The 19461-nt window shown below is 62.9% G+C and carries 14 protein-coding genes and 2 tRNA genes; 4 read left to right on the top strand and 12 right to left on the bottom strand.

Annotated features, from left to right (window positions below; translation table 11 throughout):
- Nucleotides 1–99: 99 nt before the first annotated feature.
- Both PHA8399_RS09175 and PHA8399_RS09180 read right to left on the bottom strand, forming a co-directional pair.
- Nucleotides 100–1899, bottom strand: a complete 1800-nt coding sequence (locus tag PHA8399_RS09175; RefSeq protein WP_058286150.1) for an ABC transporter transmembrane domain-containing protein — start codon at nucleotides 1897–1899, stop codon at nucleotides 100–102.
- Nucleotides 1900–2093: 194 nt separating this feature from the next.
- Nucleotides 2094–2167: transfer RNA gene (locus PHA8399_RS09180), tRNA-Gly, on the bottom strand.
- 174 nt (nucleotides 2168–2341) lie between these two features.
- Between PHA8399_RS09180 and PHA8399_RS09185 the strand changes: the two genes are divergently transcribed.
- From PHA8399_RS09185 to PHA8399_RS09195, 3 genes are all read left to right on the top strand, one after another.
- On the top strand, nucleotides 2342–3049 hold the full coding sequence (locus PHA8399_RS09185) for a CbiX/SirB N-terminal domain-containing protein (protein WP_082649504.1): 708 nt from the start codon (nucleotides 2342–2344) through the stop codon (nucleotides 3047–3049).
- A gap of 124 nt (nucleotides 3050–3173) precedes the next feature.
- A tRNA-Cys gene (locus PHA8399_RS09190) sits at nucleotides 3174–3247 on the top strand.
- Nucleotides 3248–3413: 166 nt separating this feature from the next.
- On the top strand, nucleotides 3414–4853 hold the full coding sequence (locus tag PHA8399_RS09195) for a tyrosine-type recombinase/integrase (protein WP_208856281.1): 1440 nt from the start codon (nucleotides 3414–3416) through the stop codon (nucleotides 4851–4853).
- A 124-nt stretch (nucleotides 4854–4977) separates the two neighbouring features.
- Here PHA8399_RS09195 and PHA8399_RS09200 read toward each other — a convergent pair whose 3' ends face one another.
- Nucleotides 4978–6423 carry a hypothetical protein gene (locus PHA8399_RS09200; RefSeq protein ID WP_058285852.1) on the bottom strand — a complete coding sequence of 482 codons (1446 nt, stop codon included), beginning with the start codon at nucleotides 6421–6423 and terminating at the stop codon, nucleotides 4978–4980.
- A gap of 494 nt (nucleotides 6424–6917) precedes the next feature.
- Between PHA8399_RS09200 and PHA8399_RS09205 the strand changes: the two genes are divergently transcribed.
- On the top strand, nucleotides 6918–7550 hold the full coding sequence (locus tag PHA8399_RS09205; RefSeq protein WP_058285853.1) for a recombinase family protein: 633 nt from the start codon (nucleotides 6918–6920) through the stop codon (nucleotides 7548–7550).
- A gap of 32 nt (nucleotides 7551–7582) precedes the next feature.
- Here PHA8399_RS09205 and PHA8399_RS22290 read toward each other — a convergent pair whose 3' ends face one another.
- The 9 genes from PHA8399_RS22290 to ptsP all read right to left on the bottom strand — a co-directional run bounded on the left by PHA8399_RS22290 (nucleotide 7583) and on the right by ptsP (nucleotide 19259).
- Nucleotides 7583–8110, bottom strand: a complete 528-nt coding sequence (locus PHA8399_RS22290) for a PIN domain-containing protein (RefSeq protein ID WP_145977013.1) — start codon at nucleotides 8108–8110, stop codon at nucleotides 7583–7585.
- Entirely contained in the window at nucleotides 8107–8841 is a 735-nt protein-coding gene (locus PHA8399_RS09215) for a hypothetical protein (protein ID WP_058285855.1), read from the bottom strand. Before PHA8399_RS09215 ends, PHA8399_RS22290 begins: the two co-directional genes overlap by 4 nt.
- Nucleotides 8842–9628: 787 nt before the next feature.
- Nucleotides 9629–11242, bottom strand: coding sequence for an AMP-binding protein (locus PHA8399_RS09220; RefSeq protein WP_058285856.1), 1614 nt, complete (start codon nucleotides 11240–11242; stop codon nucleotides 9629–9631).
- A 1-nt stretch (nucleotide 11243) separates the two neighbouring features.
- Nucleotides 11244–12404, bottom strand: a complete 1161-nt coding sequence (locus PHA8399_RS09225) for an acyl-CoA dehydrogenase family protein (protein ID WP_058285857.1) — start codon at nucleotides 12402–12404, stop codon at nucleotides 11244–11246.
- Between the two features lie 109 nt (nucleotides 12405–12513).
- Nucleotides 12514–13317, bottom strand: a complete 804-nt coding sequence (locus PHA8399_RS09230; protein ID WP_058285858.1) for an enoyl-CoA hydratase family protein — start codon at nucleotides 13315–13317, stop codon at nucleotides 12514–12516.
- The gene (locus tag PHA8399_RS09235) at nucleotides 13317–13769 is read right to left on the bottom strand and encodes a MarR family winged helix-turn-helix transcriptional regulator (RefSeq protein WP_058285859.1); all 453 of its coding nucleotides are present in this window, start codon (nucleotides 13767–13769) and stop codon (nucleotides 13317–13319) included. The genes PHA8399_RS09230 and PHA8399_RS09235 overlap by 1 nt, the downstream gene beginning before the upstream one ends.
- Nucleotides 13766–14521 carry an SDR family NAD(P)-dependent oxidoreductase gene (locus PHA8399_RS09240; protein WP_058285860.1) on the bottom strand — a complete coding sequence of 252 codons (756 nt, stop codon included), beginning with the start codon at nucleotides 14519–14521 and terminating at the stop codon, nucleotides 13766–13768. The genes PHA8399_RS09235 and PHA8399_RS09240 overlap by 4 nt, the downstream gene beginning before the upstream one ends.
- A complete protein-coding gene (locus PHA8399_RS09245) occupies nucleotides 14518–16812 on the bottom strand; it encodes a bifunctional salicylyl-CoA 5-hydroxylase/oxidoreductase (protein ID WP_058285861.1) in 2295 nt (764 codons plus the stop codon). The genes PHA8399_RS09240 and PHA8399_RS09245 overlap by 4 nt, the downstream gene beginning before the upstream one ends.
- Before the next feature lie 206 nt (nucleotides 16813–17018).
- A complete protein-coding gene (gene ptsP, locus PHA8399_RS09250; protein WP_058285862.1) occupies nucleotides 17019–19259 on the bottom strand; it encodes a phosphoenolpyruvate--protein phosphotransferase in 2241 nt (746 codons plus the stop codon).
- Nucleotides 19260–19461: the final 202 nt, after the last annotated feature.

The following is a 19461-nucleotide window of genomic DNA, read 5'->3' on the forward strand; positions in this document are numbered from 1 at the left end:
GGCATGACGTGACGCCAATTCCACCGGGAACCGGCCTTCTGCCGCAAAAAACGCCCCGGACAAGGTCCGGGGCGCCTGGAATCATGCAAATGGCAGCGGTTACTCCGCGGCCAAACCTTCGGTGAACTGCAGCTTGGCAAGGCGCGCATAAAGGCCGCCCTGCGCCACCAGTTCATCATGGCTGCCGGTGGCGACGACGCGGCCCTGGTCCATCACCACGATGCGGTCCGCCTTCTTCACCGTCGCCAGACGGTGCGCCACGATCAGCGTGGTGCGGCCCTGGCTCAGTTCATCCACCGCGGCCTGCACCAGCCGTTCGCTTTCTGCATCCAGCGCCGAGGTTGCCTCATCCAAGAGCAGCACCGGCGCGTCCCGCAGGATGGCGCGTGCAATGGCGATCCGCTGCTTCTGCCCGCCCGACAGCATCACGCCCCTTTCGCCGACAAAGCTGTCATAGCCGTCCGGCAGCGTGGAAATGAACTCATGCGCCGCGGCAGCCTTGGCAGCGGCTTCCACTTCCGCATCGGAGGCGCCGGGGCGGCCAAACCGGATGTTCTCGCGGGCCGAGGCGGCAAAGATCACCGGATCCTGCGGCACCAGTGCGATATGGCGGCGGAACTCATCCCGCTGCAGGTGTTTCAGCGCCACACCGTCCAGCTTCACCGCGCCCTGATTGGGATCATAAAAGCGCTGCAGCAGCTGGATGATGGTGGTCTTCCCCGCACCCGACGGGCCGACAAAGGCCACAGTCTCACCCGGCTGCACCGTCAGCGACACATCCTCCAGCGCTGAAATGTCCGGCCGCGACGGATAGCGGAAGGAGACATTCTCAAATGCGATCTCCCCTCTGACCGGCGCGGGCAGCACCTGCGCGGCCGCCGGATCCACCACGGTGTCCTCGGCATTCAGCAATTCCACCAGCCGCTCGGTTGCCCCGGCGGCCCGCTGCAGCTCGCTCCAGATCTCTGACAGCGCCGCCACCGAGCCAGCAACCAGAACTGCGTAGATTACGAACTGGACCAGCGTGCCCTCGGTCATCACGCCGGCGCGCACGTCGTTGGCCCCCATCCACAAAACGCCGACAATGCCGGAAAACACCAGGAAGATCACGATCACCGTCAGATAGGCCCGCGTCCGGATGCGGCGGCGTGAGACGTCAAAGGCGGTTTCGGTCATCTCGCCGAACTTCAGGCGGCTGGCGTTTTCATGGGTAAAAGCCTGCACCGTCTGCACCGCCCCCAGCGCCTCGCCCGCGTTTCCGGACGACGCCGCGATCCAGTCCTGGTTCTCCTTGCTGATCGCGCGCAGCCGGCGGCCCAAGAACAGGATCGGCACGATCACCGCCGGCACGATCAGCAGAACCATCATCGTCAGCTTGGCCGAGGTCAGCAGCATCAGCACCATGCCGCCCAGGAAAATCAGCAGGTTGCGCAGCGCAATCGACACCGACGAGCCCAGCACCGACTGAATCAGCGTGGTGTCCGTGGTGATCCGGCTCAAAACCTCGCCTGTCATGATGCGCTCGTAAAACTCGGGGCTCATGCCGATCACCCGGTCAAACACCGCCTTGCGGATATCGGCCACCACCCGCTCTCCCAAACGGGTCACCAGCGCGTAGCGCACACCGGTGCCCACGGCCAGCAGCGCGGCGATGACCAGCGCAGCGCTGAAATAGAGGTTCAGCAGCTCGGAGTCGGAGATCCGGAAATTGTCCACCACCCGGCGCACCGCCAGCGGCAGCGTCAGCGACAGCGCCGCCGTCAGCACCAGCGCGCAGGTGGCTGCAAACATCAGCCCCCGGTAGGGCCGCATGAACGGCCACAAGGCCGAGAGCACGCCAATTTTCCGGGACTTTTCCCGCTCCTGTTCCGCGTTCGGGGCCGCTTGTCTCCGCGCCATTCCGGATCCTTCTGCACTTTTGGTCTTGCGGGCCTGGAACCCGCGCATTTGCCAAGGTTCATGGCCCCGCAGGCGCCGCACGTCAAGCGCAGAGCAGTTTCAAACTGTGTATGAGAATGGCAACCGCCCGCGTCACACTGTATCAGCAAAGGCTTGGTATCAGCGCGGCGCTTGGGCAGGCGGCGGGGAAGGTCTGGAGCGGGTAGCGGGAATCGAACCCGCACCTTAAGCTTGGAAGGCTCTTATGATACCATTTCACCATACCCGCTCAGGACATCTGCTGATTTATGGGAAGCGCCGGAGAAGGTCAACCACCTTGAATTGCTTTCCCCGAAGGCGGCTGGAAAATTCTGTGCAACCCTTGCGCAACGCCCCCCAAGCCCCCCAAATGATGGGGAAATCCCGCGGCCTTGCAGCCGCCTGAACGATCCGGGAGCACACTGTGGCCGATACCCCGCAAACCGCCGTCATCACCGCCCACGGCCAGCCTTCCGCCCCTGCCCCGGCCGAGGCGGATCTGGCAAACCTCGCGGCGGCGGTTGCCGCGCATCTGCCTGGCTGGGACATCCGCTCCGCCACCCTTGCCACACCGCAGCGGCTGGAGGAGGTGACGGCAAATGGCGCTGTCGTCTATCCGTTCTTCATGTCGCAGGGGTATTTCACCGCCAAGGTGCTGCCGGCGCGCCTGAAGGGGGTCAGCTGCCGCACTGCGGCGCCTTTCGGCCTGGATGCCGCCCTGCCGCCTCTGGCGGCCCAGGCTGTTCAGCAGGCGGCGCTGGCGCAGGGGTGGAATACGGACGGGCTCCACCTGCTGCTGGCCGCTCACGGCTCCGCCCGCGGCCCCAAGGCGGCCGAGGCCGCCGAAGACTTCGCCGACAGACTGCGCCCTCTGCTGCCCGGCTGCACGGTCACCACCGGGTACGTCGAACAGGACCCGCGTATTGAAACCAAGGCGGCACAGCTGCCCGCCCGTGCGCTTTGCCTGCCGTTCTTTGCCCAGGCCGGAGACCACGTGAAAGACGACATTCCCGCAGCGCTGGAGGCGGCCCGGTTCGGCGGCGCGGTGCTGCCCGTCACCGGCGCGCTGCCGGGCGTTCCCAAGCTGATCGCCGCGGCCATCCGCACCGCAGCCTTGGACTGCGAACCATGACCACCCCCCGGCCCGGCGGGATTCTACCCAACCGGAAAGAAAAATAATTTTCGGCCAGGGCAAAGGCAAAACGCCTCTTGCGCCAGCGCAGTGCATGTGATTAATCACGCCTTACACCACGGATGGCGAGTTGGCGGAGTGGTGACGCAGCGGATTGCAAATCCGTGTACACCGGTTCGATTCCGGTACTCGCCTCCAACCTTCTCTCTTCCCCTTATCTCCTTGATTTGCTAGGCCTGCGGGCCTCATAGGCAGTGCCATTGACATTACGTCTGGCACTATCACTGACATTATGGACGGAGACAGGGCCTTGGAGTGGCACCCCGCGACAGTTAGCCTTCGGGGCGAAATTTACTATGTGGTCATGACGGTGCCGCTGGAAGCCCGGGCTGCCATGGATGGCAAACCACAAGTCCGGCGGTCCGCAAGGACGACCGACCGGAAAATTGCTGAACAGCGCCGCTTCGAGCTGGAGGGTGTTCTGCGCGAGCAGGTTACCCGGGCCGTCCGCAAAGCCGGGCTGCACCAAGTTGAAAGCAAGTACCTTCGGGCCGTGCGTGAACTCCGCCTGATGAACCACGTCTATGGGCATGGCTACGACGAGGAATTCAACGAACCTGTTCTGCAAACCTTGGCAGAGCCGCCGCAGAGCCTGCGGGAGGCTGAGGATGCCATCCAGCAACTCCAGCAGTTCGCCCTGTCCTTGCGCCAAGCGGAACTGTCTCCCGAAGATGCAGGGGCGTTCATTCGGCTTTATGAACACTTCCAGGGCCAGCCGCCCAGCGCGGGCTTGGCACAGGAATGGGTCGACGCCGCCGTTTCCGAGCTTGGGGCCTGCTTTTCTACCGAAGATGCCTCTCCGACGCTGAGTTCCTATTTGGACAACTATGAGCGTAAGCTGGACCTGCGAATTGGCCAGAATGACCTCAAGCCCAAGACGGCTAAGGCAAGGGTCAAGAACATCCGGCAGTTCATTGATGCTGTGGGCGACCTTCCGTTGCACAGCTTGCAGGCCACCAACGCCTACGTCTTCGCCCAGCATCTGGCTGGTGAGGGTCACGCGAACTCGACCATCAAGACCCGGATCAGCGACGTTTCCACGATGTTGGAGGCGGCTGTCCAGGACGGGGAGCTTGCCCAAAACCCATTCCTGAACCTCAAATTGAGCCGGATCGGCACACGCGGCCAGCACTATGCTCCGCTAAGCGATGAACTTCTCGGGCAGCTGTTCTCCATCCCGAAGCTGCCGCAAGCGGTTCGGGAAATCTGGGCTTTCCTGATCTGCACTGGAATGCGGCTGGACGAGGCGGCGCTGTGCAAACTTCACCAAGTGAAGGAGCAGGACGGAATTCTGTACTTTGACCTGCAGAACGCCGAAGTCAAAAACCGACAGTCCCAGCGCCGCGTACCCATCTGCAGCACTCTGGAGCCATTGATCCGACGGATGCTGCACGACCGCGCTGGATGCGACCGGCTCTTTGACTTCCCGATTAAGGCGGATGGTAAATCCCGAGCCTCTGAGAAGTGTGGTTACTGGATGAAGAAGGTCAACCTCAACAAGATTTCCGGCGACCCCTCGGCACGATACACCAATCACTCCATGCGCGGCTCCTTCAAGGACAAGATGCGGGACGCAGAAGTCGGCCTAGAAGTCCACAACGCCATATTGGGGCATGACCAGCACACGGTTAGCGCATCCTACGGCCGCGGTCCCAGCTTGGCTGCAATGAAAACCGCCGTAGACAAGGCCCAGCACCCCTACTTGGGTTGGATCGCCCAAGGGACCGCTTGCAGGGAAGGCTGACACACGGAACAGGCGCCAGAAGTTCCGGCTGATGGCCGGGCTTCTGTAACCATACCCTTACGACGGCACCGAGACTGTAGGTTGACAAGACCGCCAGACGGAGGGGGTGGCAAAGCCGTAAATATCAGCACGCCTTCACCGTCACGCTGGCACCGGGAAACATAGAGGTGAACTCCCGCTTCATGACCTCTCCGGTCAGGTCTGCGTGGCGTTCTTCTACCACAAAACTGTCATGGATCGGGATGGCGGTTACCCCCTGATCCAACAGGCTACCCAGGACACAGAGGGCTAAACGGCTGTCCACCGCCTGCAGTTCAGCCCAAGCGGCCTCATTCCCGCCCTGGTGGGGCGACATACCCCCATGAAAGCCCCAGAAGGCGTCATACAGTTCCACGTCACGTCCTTTGCGGAAACCGCCAGCCTCCCGAAGCATCTGCCTCAGAGCAGACAAGGCCTTAGACCGGGTTGCCGTGCCAACAGACCGGACCAGCACAGCCTTCATGTCATCCCGGCGGTACCCAGGAACGGCGTAAAGGTCCTCAGTGTCCGGCATCGGCTTGCCCTGACGGGCATACAGCAGGGCCATCTGCATCCCGCCATAGTCCAGCTCTGCGGTGGGCTTGCCATTGATGGTGAGCTGCCGACGATACTCCTTTGGCAGCCCCTGAACCCAATGCCCATAGAGACGGCCGGCGCGGCCATCCTCTTCACTGAAGACGCGGTACACATTCTTCTGGCCGCCCAACAGAAAGCGGGGTCTGCCCTCCTTGAAGTCGCACAGGGCCTCGTACTGGCTGTAGCTGGTCATCGGGCAGGACAGGCGCTGCTTCATCAGCGCCTTGTTCAAGTCCGGCAGGATCTGCTCATCAGTATTCAATGGCCGTGCCAGGATCTGCTTCACCTTCCTACCGTCGGCCCTACGGCGGGAGACCTGCAGCAGCTCACCTTCTGCCTGCGCCTTCGCCTTCTGTATGCCCTTCGGGTGGTACGGGAAGACCAGGCCATGCAGCACCATCCAGTCCAGGAACGGAGTGGTGGGCCTTACCCGTGTTCGGCTTCGCCTGCCGCTACTGGCGTCATAGTGGGCCGGGACCATCTGCAGCCAGCCCACCTGCACCAAGGCCAGCACCAGCCCTCTAAAGGCGGAATGGCTGAGGTCATCGTATACCTGCCCCTTGCCGAAGGCCCCACGGTCCAGAGGGATTGCCACGCAGCTTTGCCTGCGGATGCTGCCATTGGACTGGATGGCGGGGGCCGAGGCCACGTGTGCCAGCGAGTGCAGCAATGCCTTCATGGCCGGGATGATCTGGTCCCGCTTTATCCGGGAGAGATCCCGGACATCGCCACGGGTTTTGCCATGCACCACGACCGGCTGGCCGATAGCGGTACAGAGTTCTTTATCCTGGCGCAGGCGGGCATGCAGGCTTTGGGCTGCATCGGCCAGAATACGGCTATAGCCGGGACCTCCGGAAAGGTCTGTGGCCAAGGGGATGGAGGCCTTGGGGTCGAAGGGGGCGAAGTCGCCCGTGGTGGCGCCAGCCACAACAGCAAGTTGGTCGAGTTCAGTCATCGGCAATCAGGAGGAAACGGGGAACCAAGCCCTCCAACTCCGCCTGCGGCAGGGGGAAGGCCAACTATATAACACCGGCAATAATACCCCATAACCTTCTTGAAAACAACGATATTTTAAACAGCGCAGGCAACTTTACAGCGCCTTCCACCCAATCTCGGGGCGGGGCCGTATACGCTAACGGGATACCCCGGGGTGGCACTCGCCCCCCTCCTCATGCAGGACCGCCGTAGAGCATCTTCCCACGGCCCGTACAGCGCCGGAACGCTGCCCAGGCACCCGGGGTGGTCAATGATCATTCCGCCCGTGTGAGGGCCACCCGTGTCTGCTCTCAGGCGCATTCTTGCCCCACCACGGCGACCACAAACCCGTCCGTAAGGGTATACCTCCACGGACACCAGAAATTAGCCGCCTCGGGGTGTACGTAAGAGCTGACTTCCATCATTGGACAGCCTACTCTACGGACAGCACCCTTATGGACACCCGGAGGCCCTATGTCCCAGACCATCCTTTATGCCCGTGTCAGCACCACGGAGCAGACCATCGACCACCAGAAGGCCCAGGCAGAGGCCGCAGGCTTCCAAATTGACGAGGTGGTGGCAGACCACGGCGTGTCTGGCGTCTCCACCCGGCTAGCAGACCGGTCAGAGGGAAAGCGGCTGTACGACAAGCTGCGCAAGGGCGACGTGCTGGTGGTGCGGTGGGTGGATCGGCTGGGCCGGAATTACCAGGACGTCACGGACACCATCCGGGAGTTCATGCGGCGGGGCGTGGTGATCCGCACAGTGATCAACAACATGACCTTCGACGGCGCTGCCACGGACCCGATGCAGGAAGCCGTGAGAGACGCCCTGATAGCCTTTATGGCCGCTACGGCCCAGGCGCAGGCAGAAGCCACCAGAGAGGCCCAGAGAGCCGGTATAGAGGCCGCTAGGGGGGATGCTGGCCGGTACCGGGGCAAGAAGCCCAGCTACGACCAACAGGCGCTGCAAAGGGTTCTGAGCCTGTCGGCGGAAGGCGCTGGTACCTCAGAAATAGCGAAGGCCACCGGTCTAACCCGGCAAACCGTGCTACGAATCAAGGGCAACCCTATCGCCGCCCAAACCGCCGTCGAGAAATGGTCGTAACTCCGACCACAAGACAGGCACTGGCACACGGCTTAGTCAGCCAGATTAAGCTTCCCCTGTGCATATCTGGCGGGAATGGGTAGTTCCCAAGTGTGCTTGACGGCCAACCCGATCTCTTCTGCGAAATGCGTCTGCCGGTCGTCATCTGTGTAAATTATGTCAGCCTTGTTCACCTTGGCCGTGACAGCAATTTGCCGGTCATTCTTAATAGCCTGACGCGGCCCAAATTCTTTAGACTTCAGCGTCCCGTTTTCTTTCGCCAGCCTGGTTACTTCTGCCAACTCGATTGCACACCTCTGGTCAAATGCAACAATACGAATGGCCGTCGAACTGTTCAGGACGTCCATGGCATTTTCCAGGGAAGGTACAGCCGCAAGGGCCTCAGCCAATGACGGGGACGGAATGATCACCTTTCCAGACCGCGCTTCAATATCCTCAATAAGGCCTTTCACTCGGGCTTCGCAGGAGGAAACCGGCCGCCCTGTGCTTGGGTCCAACGGAGGCGGGGCTGACGGGTTCAGCAGCAACGTCAACAACGTGTTGTCCAATGCAACTATCATTGGTTGTCCTCGCCCTCTTCACGAACGGCCTTCATCAGCCCTATGGGATCATCCGGCCAATCAATCTGGACGCCCTCTAACCGCTTCAGCGCCTGAGACAGTGTTTCTTTTTGCAAACGGTGGACATCGGTGACGTGAAGGGACCCAAGACGCCATGCCTTATCTGGTCCACGCTCCCACTGCCCCTTGCCTACAAGCCGGACATCTTCAAACAGAAAGCCGCGCAGGCGAATAGCCAGCTTGAAATCGGCGTCGGCATTCACCTTGCCGTATTCTTGCGTTTCAACCCGCAACTTCACAGAATTTGGGGTGCCTGCTAGATGATAGAGATTTCCGCAAATCTCAATATCTCCAACCGCAGTACGCAGCAGGGGCTTCTCGACTATACCGCCTGGGAACGCCACGATGTTACTGCCGTTCTTATCCGTAAATACAGCCTCTGCTCCGTCCTCGCTGAGCATCCGGTTGATTTCCTCGTAGGCTTTGCTCGCACTTTTGGACGCACTACCCACCTGAACCTGCCGAAGATCTGCCAGCACATCACTTTCCTTGCCCTGATCAATCGCGAAGGCGTTGGCCACGCTTCCTTCTCGAATGCCTACTAAATGCACGGCTGCAGGATTGGAGAACATCGCCCTCAGCTTCCCGAAGTACTCCACCAATCGGTCGAACGGCATTGTATCGGGCTTGAAGCCCTCAATTTTGAACTCATAGTTGTGGTCTTCGGACATTTGATCGCCCCTCCAGCGAGCAGCAGCGTCGGTCTACATGACGTGTAACTGGTTTACTCCTGGTTACGCATTTTGGGCTAAGGGATCTTCAGTGACCGGTGCATCAAGAACACAGCACAACTAACATCGCCAGTACATGGGCAACTGGCGGATGGCCCCCGACATTCTGCACCGGGGGCCGGGAGGCTTAGTGGCAGTGGTAGGGCTTGCTGCCTGCGTGGCAGCACTGACCTCTGGGGGAGTCTTTTCTGCAGCCTCCGCCGTGCTGCACTTCTTGCGCCTCCAAGCCAAACTCTGCGCCGTACGTCATTGCTGCAGCGCCGAGCGGCACTGAAAATGCAGAAAGGGCGGCAGCGACTAGCACTAATTTCTTCATGAGAGATATCCTAACTTGTTACGTCCGCCACCTTAAAACCCTAAGGTGAACTCGGACGTTTTCACGCTATTTTAAGCAGACAAAATCTGCAACAACGTTTCCAGGTTGTGGCAATACACCGCAAAGGGTCTCTGGCACTCCGGCACCCCATCATGCTTCAGATTAAGTCACCGACATTAGATCTGACATTGCGGTCAAACGCGATATGCTTTTTTAATGTTTAAAATCAATGGCTTGCATGAAAATCAGCTTTCTCGGATAAAATCCGGTACTCGCCTCCACCTTAGTTCCCTAAATTCCGTGACATCCCAAAGCGCTGCAGCCGCACAGGTCGCACGCGCTCTGCGCAGCATCGAACCACCCGGCGGCAAGGCGGCCGCCAGGGGGATCTGCAAATGATACCCGCCACAGCTAGCTCTTCAGCCGGAACCGCTGGATCTTGCCGGTCTCCGTCTTCGGCAGCGCGCCGGTGAACACCACCGAGCGCGGATACTTGTACGGCGCGATCACCGCCTTCACGTGGTCCTGCAGCTGTTTGACCAGTTCCTCCGACGGCACCTGCCCTTCGGCCAGCACCACATGCGCCTGCACGATCTCGCCGCGGGCCTCATCCGGAGCACCGACCACGGCGCATTCCGCCACCGCCTCATGCGCCAAGAGCGCCGCCTCCACCTCCGGCCCGGCAATATTGTAGCCGGCCGAGACAATCATGTCGTCGTTGCGCGCGGCGAAATGGAGATAGCCGTCCGCGTCCTGGATGAAGCTGTCGCCGGTGATGTTCCAGCCATCCCTCACGTAATCCGCCTGACGGCTGTCCGCCAGATAGCGGCAGCCGGTCGGCCCCTTCACCGCCAGCCGCCCGGCCTCGCCGCGCGGGGCCTCGTTGCCGTCTGCATCCAGCACCTTCACCTGATAACCACTCACCGGCTTGCCGGTGCAGGCCGGGCGGTGGTCGCTGAACCGGTTGGTGATGAAGATATGCAAGAGCTCCGTCGCGCCGATCCCGTCCAGCATCGGTTTGCCGGTTTTCTCCATCCACTCCTGATAAACCGGCGCAGGCAGCGTCTCGCCAGCGGAGACCGCGGCCCGCAGCGACGACAGATCCGCCCCCTCCTCCATCGCCCGCAGCATCACCCGGTAGGCAGTCGGCGCGGTAAAGCAGACCGTTGCCTTGTATTTCTCGATGATCTCGATGAGGTTCGGCGGCGAAGCGTTTTCCAGAAGCGTTGCCGCCGCGCCAAACCGCAAGGGAAAGATCGCCAGCCCCCCCAGGCCAAAGGTGAAGGCCAGCGGCGGCGAGCCGACAAACACATCCTCAGGCTGCACATCCAGCACTTCGCGGGCATAGCCGTCAGCGATGATCAGCAGATCGCGGTGAAAATGCATCGTCGCCTTGGGCGAGCCGGTGGTGCCAGAGGTAAAGCCCAGAAGCGCAACATCATCGCGGCCGGTTTTCACCGCCTGATAGGTCACCGGTTTTTCCAGCGCCAGCCGGTCCAGTTCCGCATCGTGGTTGGAGGTACCGTCAAAGCCCACAACCGTTTTCAGGAACTTCGACTCCTTGGCGCAGGCGACCAACTCATCCTTCAGACGGGTATCGCACAGGGCGTGCGACACCTCGGCCTTGTCGACGATCTTGGCCAGCTCCCCCTTGCGCAGCAGCGGCATGGTGTTGACCACCACCGCGCCCGCCTTGGTCGCCGCCAGCCAGCAGGCCACCATGGCCGGGTTGTTGGCCGAACGGATCAGCACGCGGTTGCCGGGCTTCACGCCCAGATCCTCGCTCAGAACATGCGCCAGCCGGTTGGTCCAGTCGGCCAGCTCCTTGTAGGTGCGGTAGCGGCCGTTGCCGATCAGCGCGGTATGGTCGCCAAAGCCCTTCTCCACCATCGCATCGGTCAGTTCGACCGCTGCATTCAGGTATTCGGGATAGTCGAAGCCCTCCAGCAGGAACTCCGGCCACTGGTCCGCCGGCGGCAGGTTGTCCCGGGTGAATGTGTCTACATGGGCCGTTGGTCCCAGCATCTCAATTCCCTCCCTGAAAGGCACCCAGCGCCTGGCGCGCGATCACCACCCGCTGCACGTCCGAGGCCCCCTCGTAAATGCGCAAGGCCCGGATATCGCGGTACAGCTCCTCCACTTTCTGCCCGCGGCGCACACCGTCGCCGCCATGCAGTTGCACCGCCTTGTCGATGACCTGCTGCGCCTGATCGGTGGAGAACAGCTTGGCCATCGCTGCCTCCCGCGTGACCCGCGCGGCACCGGAATCCTTGGCCCAGGCGGCGCGGTAGACCAGCAGCGCGCTGGCATCCACATCCAGCGCCATGTCGGCGATATGGCCCTGCACCATCTGCAACTCAAACAGCGGCGCGCCCTGCACCGTGCGTTCGCTCACCCGCTGCAGTGCTTCATCCAGCGCCCGGCGGGCAAAGCCCAGCGCCGCCGCCGCCACAGTGGAGCGGAAGACATCCAGCACCGACATCGCGATCTTGAACCCCTGCCCCGGCTGCCCCAGCAGCGCCGATTTCGGGATGCGGCAATCGGTGAACCGCAGCGTCGCCAGCGGGTGCGGCGCGATCACCTGCTGGCGCTCAACAACCTCAAAACCCGGCAAACCTGCGGGCACGATAAAGGCCGACAGCCCCTTGGCCCCCGGCGCCTCGCCGGTGCGGGCAAACAGCGTGTAGACATCGGCAATCCCGCCGTTGGAGATCCAGGTCTTCTCGCCATTCAGCACATAATGATCGCCGTCCAGAGTGGCGGTCATGGTGGAATTCGCCACATCCGACCCTGACTGCGGCTCGGTCAGGGCAAAGGCCGAAATCGCCTTGCCCGCCCGCGTCAGCGGCAGCCATTCCGCCTGCTGCTCCGGGGTGCCGAACAGCGAAATCGCCCCCGTCCCCAGCCCCTGCATGGCAAAGGCGAAATCGGCCAGCCCGTCATGGCGCGCCAGCGTCTCGCGGATCAGGCACAGCGTGCGCACATCCAAGGTCTCACCGGCTTCGGCACCGCTGTGCCGGGTCCAGCCCGCCGCACCCAGCGCCGCCACCAGAGACCGGCAGGCCGCATCCGTGTCCGAATGATCAATCCCACCCAGATGCGCCCCGGCCCACTCGTCCAGCTCCGCCGCCAGGGCACGGTGCCAGTCCTCAAAGAACGGCCAGGTTAGAAAGCTCTTGTCCGCCATCCGCGTTTCCTCCCGCTGAACAGGCTGCCGCCCGTTTCATCTTTCCCAAAATACTCCCGCCGGAGGCACCGGCGCCCTCCTCCGGCGCAGGCTCCAGCCGTGTCACGGCTCAGTCGCCTTCAAACAGCGGCTTTTCCTTCTTCACGAAGGCATGATAGGCGCGTTCGAAATCCGCGGTCTGCATGCAGATCGCCTGCGCCTGCGCCTCTGCCTCGATCGCCTGTTCGATCGACATAGACCATTCCTGCGCCAGCATGGTCTTGGTCATCATATGCCCGAAGTTCGGCCCCGCCGCGATCCGCTCCGCCCAGCTCTGCGCCTCTGCTTCCAGCGCATCCGCCGCAACCAGCTTGTTGTGAAAGCCCCAGGCGAGTCCCTCCTCGGCGCTCATCGAGCGGCCCGTGTACAGCAGCTCTGCCGCCCGGCCCTGGCCGATGATCCGCGGCAGGATTGCGCAGGCGCCCATATCGCAGCCCGCCAAACCGACGCGCGTGAACAGAAACGCGGTCTTCGCCTCTGGCGTCGCGATCCGGATGTCAGAGGCCATAGCGATGATCGCGCCCGCACCAACGCAGATCCCGTCAATCGCCGCAATCACCGGCTTGCCGCAATTCACCATTGCCTTGACCAGATCGCCGGTCATCCGGGTGAACGCCAAAAGCTCCTTCATGCTCATCTTTGTCAGCGGCCCGATAATGTCATGCACATCGCCGCCAGAGCAGAAGTTGCCGCCGTTGGAGGCAAAGACCACCGCCTTGACCGTATCGTCATAGTGCAGATCCCGGAACCAGTCGCGCAGCTCCGCGTAGCTGTCGAAGGTCAGCGGGTTCTTCCGCTCCGGCCGGTCCAGCGAGACGGTGGCCACACCGTCTTCGATCCGGCACAGGAAGTGTTTCGGGTCCGTGTTCAGCATCACGCCTTGCCTCCGTTTTCCAGACGCCGCGCAACCGCGTCCAGGCTTTCTGTTATTCTCTGCGCCTCATCCGCGGTCAGCCCGTCAAAGGCCGCGTTGATCCAGCCTTCATGCGCGTCCGCCTGCCGGGCAAACTCCGCCTTGCCCGCCGGGGTCAGCCGCACCAGGTTGGCGCGCCGGTCGCCCTCGACCTTCTCGCGCAGCACATGGCCGTCCTCGACCAGCCGCTCGACAATGCCGGTCACGTTGCCGTTGGAGACTTTCAGAACCCCCGACAGTTCGCTCATCTTCAGGCCTTTGTCGTGCTGCATCAGCGCCGCCATCACATCGAACCGCGGCAGCGTGGTTGCGAAATCACGGCGCAGGTTCTCGCGCACTTCGCTCTCCACCGCCTTGGTGGCCTTCAGCACCTTCAGCCACAGCCGCAGCCGGTCTTTCGAAGTTGTGCTCAAATCTCCCCTCCCGAAATCGGCAGCGCGCTGCCGTTGACCGATCCTGCGCCTGCGCTGGCCAGCCACAGCGCCGCCTCTGCCACTTCTTCCGGCTGGATGAAGCGGTCCTGCGGGTTGCCCCGGCGCAGGGACTTCGCCGCCTGCTCCGCTGTCATGCCGGTCTTGGCCACGATATTGTCCAGCGATCTTTGCAGCAGCGGCGTTTCAATGAAACCCGGGCAGATCGCATTCACCGTCACCCCGGTTTTCGCCAGCTCCACCGCCAGCGCCCGGGTCAGGCCGACAACCCCGTGCTTCGCCGCGCAATAACCGGAGACGTAAGGATAGCCCTTCAGCCCGGCGGTAGAGGCCACGGCAATCAGCCGCCCCCAGCCCTGGTCTTTCATGCTCGGCAGACAGGCCTGCCACAGGTTGAAGACGCCGGTCAGATTGACCGACAGCGCCGCCTCGAAATCCCCGGTGGTCATCCGCTCAAAAAGTTTGGAGGGCGCAGCACCGGCATTGGCCAGCGCAATGCTGACCGGCCCGTTGGCCTCTACTGCCTCACTCAGCGCCCTATCCAGCGCCGCCCTGTCCGTCACATCGCACACAGCGGCGAACGCGCCCGTGCGGTCCGCCACCTCCTGCAACGGGTCCATGCGGCGGCCCAGGATTGTGACCTTGGCGCCGCCCGCGGCAAACCGCGCGGCAAGCTCCGCGCCGACGCCCGAGCCGCCGCCGGAAATCACCGCATGTCTGCCGTCCACGCTCATGCCCGGATCACCTCCGCCTCTCGGTCCGCCAGCCGCCACAGCTGATCGCGGCCCGCGTGATAGGGCAGCGGCCACTCGCCATGCCTGTCGCCGATCCGCGCCGCCTCGTGCAGGCTCCAATAGGGATCAGCCAGATGCGGGCGGCCGACGCAGACCAGATCCGCCCGCCCCGCCATCAGGATCGAGTTAGCATGATCCGCCTCATAGATGTTGCCAACCGCCATCGTGGCAATCCCGGCCTCGTTGCGGATGCGGTCGGAAAACGGCGTCTGGAACATGCGGCCATAAACCGGCTGCGCATCAGTCGAAGTCTGCCCGGCAGAGACGTCAATGATATCGGCACCGGCGGCGGTGAAGGCCTTGGCGATCTCCACTGCCTCCTCGGGTGTCACGCCTTCGTCGCCGACCCAGTCGTTGGCGGAGATCCTGACCGACATCGGCTTGTCCTCCGGCCAGACCGCGCGCATCGCCTGGAACACCTCCAGCGGGTAGCGCAGGCGGTTTTCGAGGCTGCCGCCGTATTCATCCTGCCTGATGTTCGATTTTGGCGAGATGAAGGACGAAATAAGATAGCCATGCGCCGCATGAAGTTCGATCATGTCAAACCCGGCGCGCTCCGCCATCTGCGCTGCAGCCACGAATTCCGCCTTGATCGCATCCATTTCCGCGCGTGAGATTTCCCGCGGTGCCGGGTTGTTGTCCGACCACGGGATCGCTGAAGCCGAGACCGTCTCCCAGTTCCCGTCAGGCAAGGGCGCATCCATCTCCTCCCAGCCCAGCTGGGTTGAGCCCTTGCGGCCCGAGTGGCCGATCTGGCAGCAGATCTTTGCGCTGGTCTCACCGTGGACGAAATCCGTCAGCCGCTTCCACGCCGCTTCATGCTCCGGCGCGTAAAGCCCCGGGCAGCCCAGCGAGATCCGCCCCTCCGCCGAGACACACGTCATCTCGGTATAAACCAGCCCCGCCCCGCCCTTGGCGCGCTCGCCGTAATGGATCAGGTGCCAGTCGGTCGGGCAGCCCTCCACCGCCTTGTACTGCGCCATGGGGGAGACCACGATGCGGTTCTTCAGCTCCATACCGCGCAAGGCATAGGGCGCGAACATCGGCGGCCGCACCGGCGCATCCGCAGGCGCGCCCGCCTTGTCCTGAAACCACTTCTCGGCGCTTTGCAGCCACTCCGCATCGCGCAGGCGCAGGTTTTCATGGGAAATCCGCTGCGAGCGGGTCAGCAGCGAATAATTGAACTGAACCGGATCCATGTCCAGGTAGCGCTCGACCTCCTCGAACCACTCCAGCGAATTGCGCGCCGCCGATTGCAGCCGCAGCACATCCAGCCGCCGCTCCTCCTGATAGCGCTCGAAGGCGCGCTCCAGCGACGGCTCGGTGCTGACCAGTTCCGCCAGCGCAATCGCGCTGTCAAAGGCCAGCCGCGACCCCGACCCGATGGAGAAATGCGCGGTGGCCGACGCATCGCCCAGCAGCACCACATTCTCATGATGCCACTTCTCGCAGAGCACCCGCGGGAAGTTGATCCACACCGCCGCCCCGCGCAGATGCGCCGCGTTCGACATCAGCGCGTGACCGTCCAGATGATCGGCAAAGATCTCCTCGCAGGTGCGGATGATCTCCTCCTTGCTCATGCCCTCAAACCCCCAGGCCTCCCAGGTCTCGGCAGAGCATTCGACGATCACTGTCGCGGTATCGGCGTCGAACTGATAGGCGTGGATCCACATCCAGCCGTGCTTGGTCTTCTCGAAGATGAAGGTGAAGGCATCATCGAATTTCTGATGGGTGCCCAGCCAGATGAACTTGCAGGGCCGCACATCGATTTCCGGTTTAAAATGCTCCGCGAACTCATTGCGGACACTGGAATTCAAGCCGTCGCAGCCAACCACCAGATCGTATTCTTTCTGATATTCGGCCGCAGTCCTGGCAACGGTTTCAAACTGCAGGTTCACGCCCAGTTCCCGCGCGCGGTCCTGCAGCAGCAAGAGCATCTTCTTGCGTCCGATCCCGGCAAAGCCGTGGCCGCCCGACACCGTGCGGGTGCCGTCATGGACAACCGCAATGTCGTCCCAATAGGCAAAGCTCTCCCGGATTGCCGCCGCGCTTTTGGGGTCGTTTGCGCTCAGGTTCTCCAGCGCGTCATCCGACAGCACCACGCCCCAGCCAAAGGTGTCATCCGCCTTGTTGCGCTCGACCACCGTGACCTCAGCCTCCGGCTGGCGCAGTTTCATCGAGATCGCAAAGTAGAGGCCGGCAGGCCCTCCCCCCAGACAGACGACTTTCATGACCATCCCCTCCCGCTCAGCGCTGTTTACGGCGATCAGGATAGGGGGGTCCGGAAAAACTTCAAGCCTAAAGTTTTAAGCTTGAAGCAAATGGCTGCAGGAAACCCCCGCGTCCCGGATCCCGGGCCGCTTCACGAAGGTAAAACGCACTGGCACGCGACCCGGACGGTGCGGCCAGACGGGCCCGCCGCACAGCCCGGCGCGGATCACAGCCCCCGCAGGTACTCCATCACCGCCGGGCGCACCGCCTGGTCGCCGCGGTGGCGGGCGTCAGCGATGATCTTGCGCAGCTCGCCCAGATCCACCCGCAGCAGCAGCGATTTAACCGGCCCGATCGAGGCCGGGCGCATCGACAGCGTGCGGATGCCCATCGCAGCCAGGCAGACCGCCTCCACCGGGCGCCCCGCATCCTCGCCGCAGAAGCTCAGCGGCGTGCCTGAGATGGCGCAGCGTTCGACGATCCGCTCAATGAAGCTCAGGAAGCTGACGTTCAGCGTGTCATAGCGGCGGCGCACCCGCTCATTCTCGCGATCGGCCGCAAAGAAGAACTGCTTCAGGTCGTTGCCGCCGATCGAGATAAACGCCACCTCGTCAAAGAACTTCTGCGGCGCATAGGCCAGCGACGGCGTCTCCAGCATCGCGCCCACTTCCAGATCGGAAGGCAGAACGTGGCCCAGAATACGCTCGCGCTCGATAGTCTTTTCGACCTCGGCCTTGGCGGCGCGGTATTCCTCGAACTGCGCCACAAAGGGGAACATGACCGACAGCGGCCGCCCTTCGGCGGCGCGCAGCAGCGCCTGCAGCTGCATCCGCATCACCCCGGGCTTGTCCAGCCCGACCCGGATCGCCCGCCAGCCCAGCGCCGGATTCGGCTCATCCGTGGGCTTCATGTAAGGCAGCACCTTATCCGACCCGATATCCAGCGTGCGGAACACCACCGGCTTGCCGTGCGCCGCATCCAGCACCCGCTTGTACAAGGCCTTCAGCTCCGACCGCTTGGGCATCTGGTTGCGCACCAGGAACTGCAGCTCCGTGCGGAACAGCCCCACCCCCTCGGCGCCGGAGCCGTCCAGCGACGGCAGATCCGCCATCAGGCCCGCATTCATCATCATGTTGATGCGCTGCCCGTCGGTGGTCACCGCGGGTTTGTTGCGGATCGAGGCATAACGCTCCTGCGCCTGAGTGTGCATCGCGATCTTGTCGCGGAAGGCGCCAACGACGGTTTCGTCGGGACGCAGATGCACAACGCCCTGGTCGCCGTCCACCATGATGTGGTCGCCATTCAGCGCCTCGGTGGTGATGCGCTTGGCATTCACCACCAGCGGAATCGCCAGCGCCCGCGCGACAATGGCCGCGTGAGAGCCGACGGAGCCCTCCTCCAGCACGATCCCGCGCAGGCCGCGGCCGTATTCCAGCAGGTCGCCCGGGCCGATGTTGCGGGCAATCAGGATCGGGTTCTCCGGAAGCTCCGCGCCCGTATCGGCGCCCTGGCCGGTCAGGATGCGCAGCAGCCGGTTCGACAGGTCGTCCAGATCGCTGAGCCGTTCGCGCAAATAGGCGTCCTGCACCTGGCTCATCCGGGCGCGGGCCTGGGACTGTTCCTTCTCCACCGCCGCCTCGGCGCTCAGGCCGCGGGCGATGTCCTCTTCCATCCGCCGCATCCAGCCCTTGGAATTGGCAAACATCCTATAGGCTTCCAGAACCTGCAGCTGCTCCTTGTCGCCGTTGCGCGACACCTCCAGCATCTTGTCGACACCGACCCGCAGCTCCTCCACCGCATCGTGCAGCCGCTCCAGCTCGCGCTGCGGATCATCGGCAATCGGATTGGTGACAATCACCCGCGGCTCGTGCAGCCAGACATTGCCTTCCGCCGCGCCCTCCTGGGCGGAGGTGCCGTGAATCAGCACCGCCTGCTGGTGCAGCGGCGACAGCGCCGCGCCCTCGCCGACAAAGGCGCCCAGCTCGGTCATCTCGGCGATCACCATCGCCACCACTTCCAGCGCATAAACCGCATCCGAGGAAAACTCGCGCGCTTCCTTGGACTGCACCACCAGCACACCCAGCATCTCGCCCAGCCGCTGAACCGGCACGCCCAGGAAGGAGGAATACCGCTCCTCCCCGGTTTCCGGCATGTAGCGGAAACCTTTGGCATTGGGCGCGTCCGGCGTGTTCACCACCTTGCCAAAGCGCGCCACCCGGCCCACCAGGCCCTCGCCGATGCGCATCCGGGTCTGGTGCACCGATTCGATGTTCAGGCCCTGGGTCGCGCACAGCTCCAGTGTCTCGTCATCGCGGAACAGATAGACCGAGCACACCTCGGTCCCCATGCTGTCGGCGATCAGATGGGTGATCTTGTCGAGCCGCGCCTGACCGGCATCATCACTCGCCATCGCCTCGCGCAATCGGCCCAGAAGCTTCCTGCTTTCGGATTCCGTACTATCGGCCATTCTCACCCTCTCCCGAGGTCGTTTCCCCGCACGCTGCCGTCCGACTGGTGTTCCGGAACGGATACCGCCCAGAGTAGTACGCCAGCGCTCTCTCCTCCACCTACTTGTCCCACCCTGAACTGAAAAGTCCAAGTGTTTTTACTGCATTGCCTGCAATCAGAGCAGCGCCTGCCGGGGCTGCGCAGAATACAGCGCGGTGCAG

Source organism: Leisingera aquaemixtae, assembly GCF_001458395.1.
Lineage (GTDB): Bacteria > Pseudomonadota > Alphaproteobacteria > Rhodobacterales > Rhodobacteraceae > Leisingera > Leisingera aquaemixtae.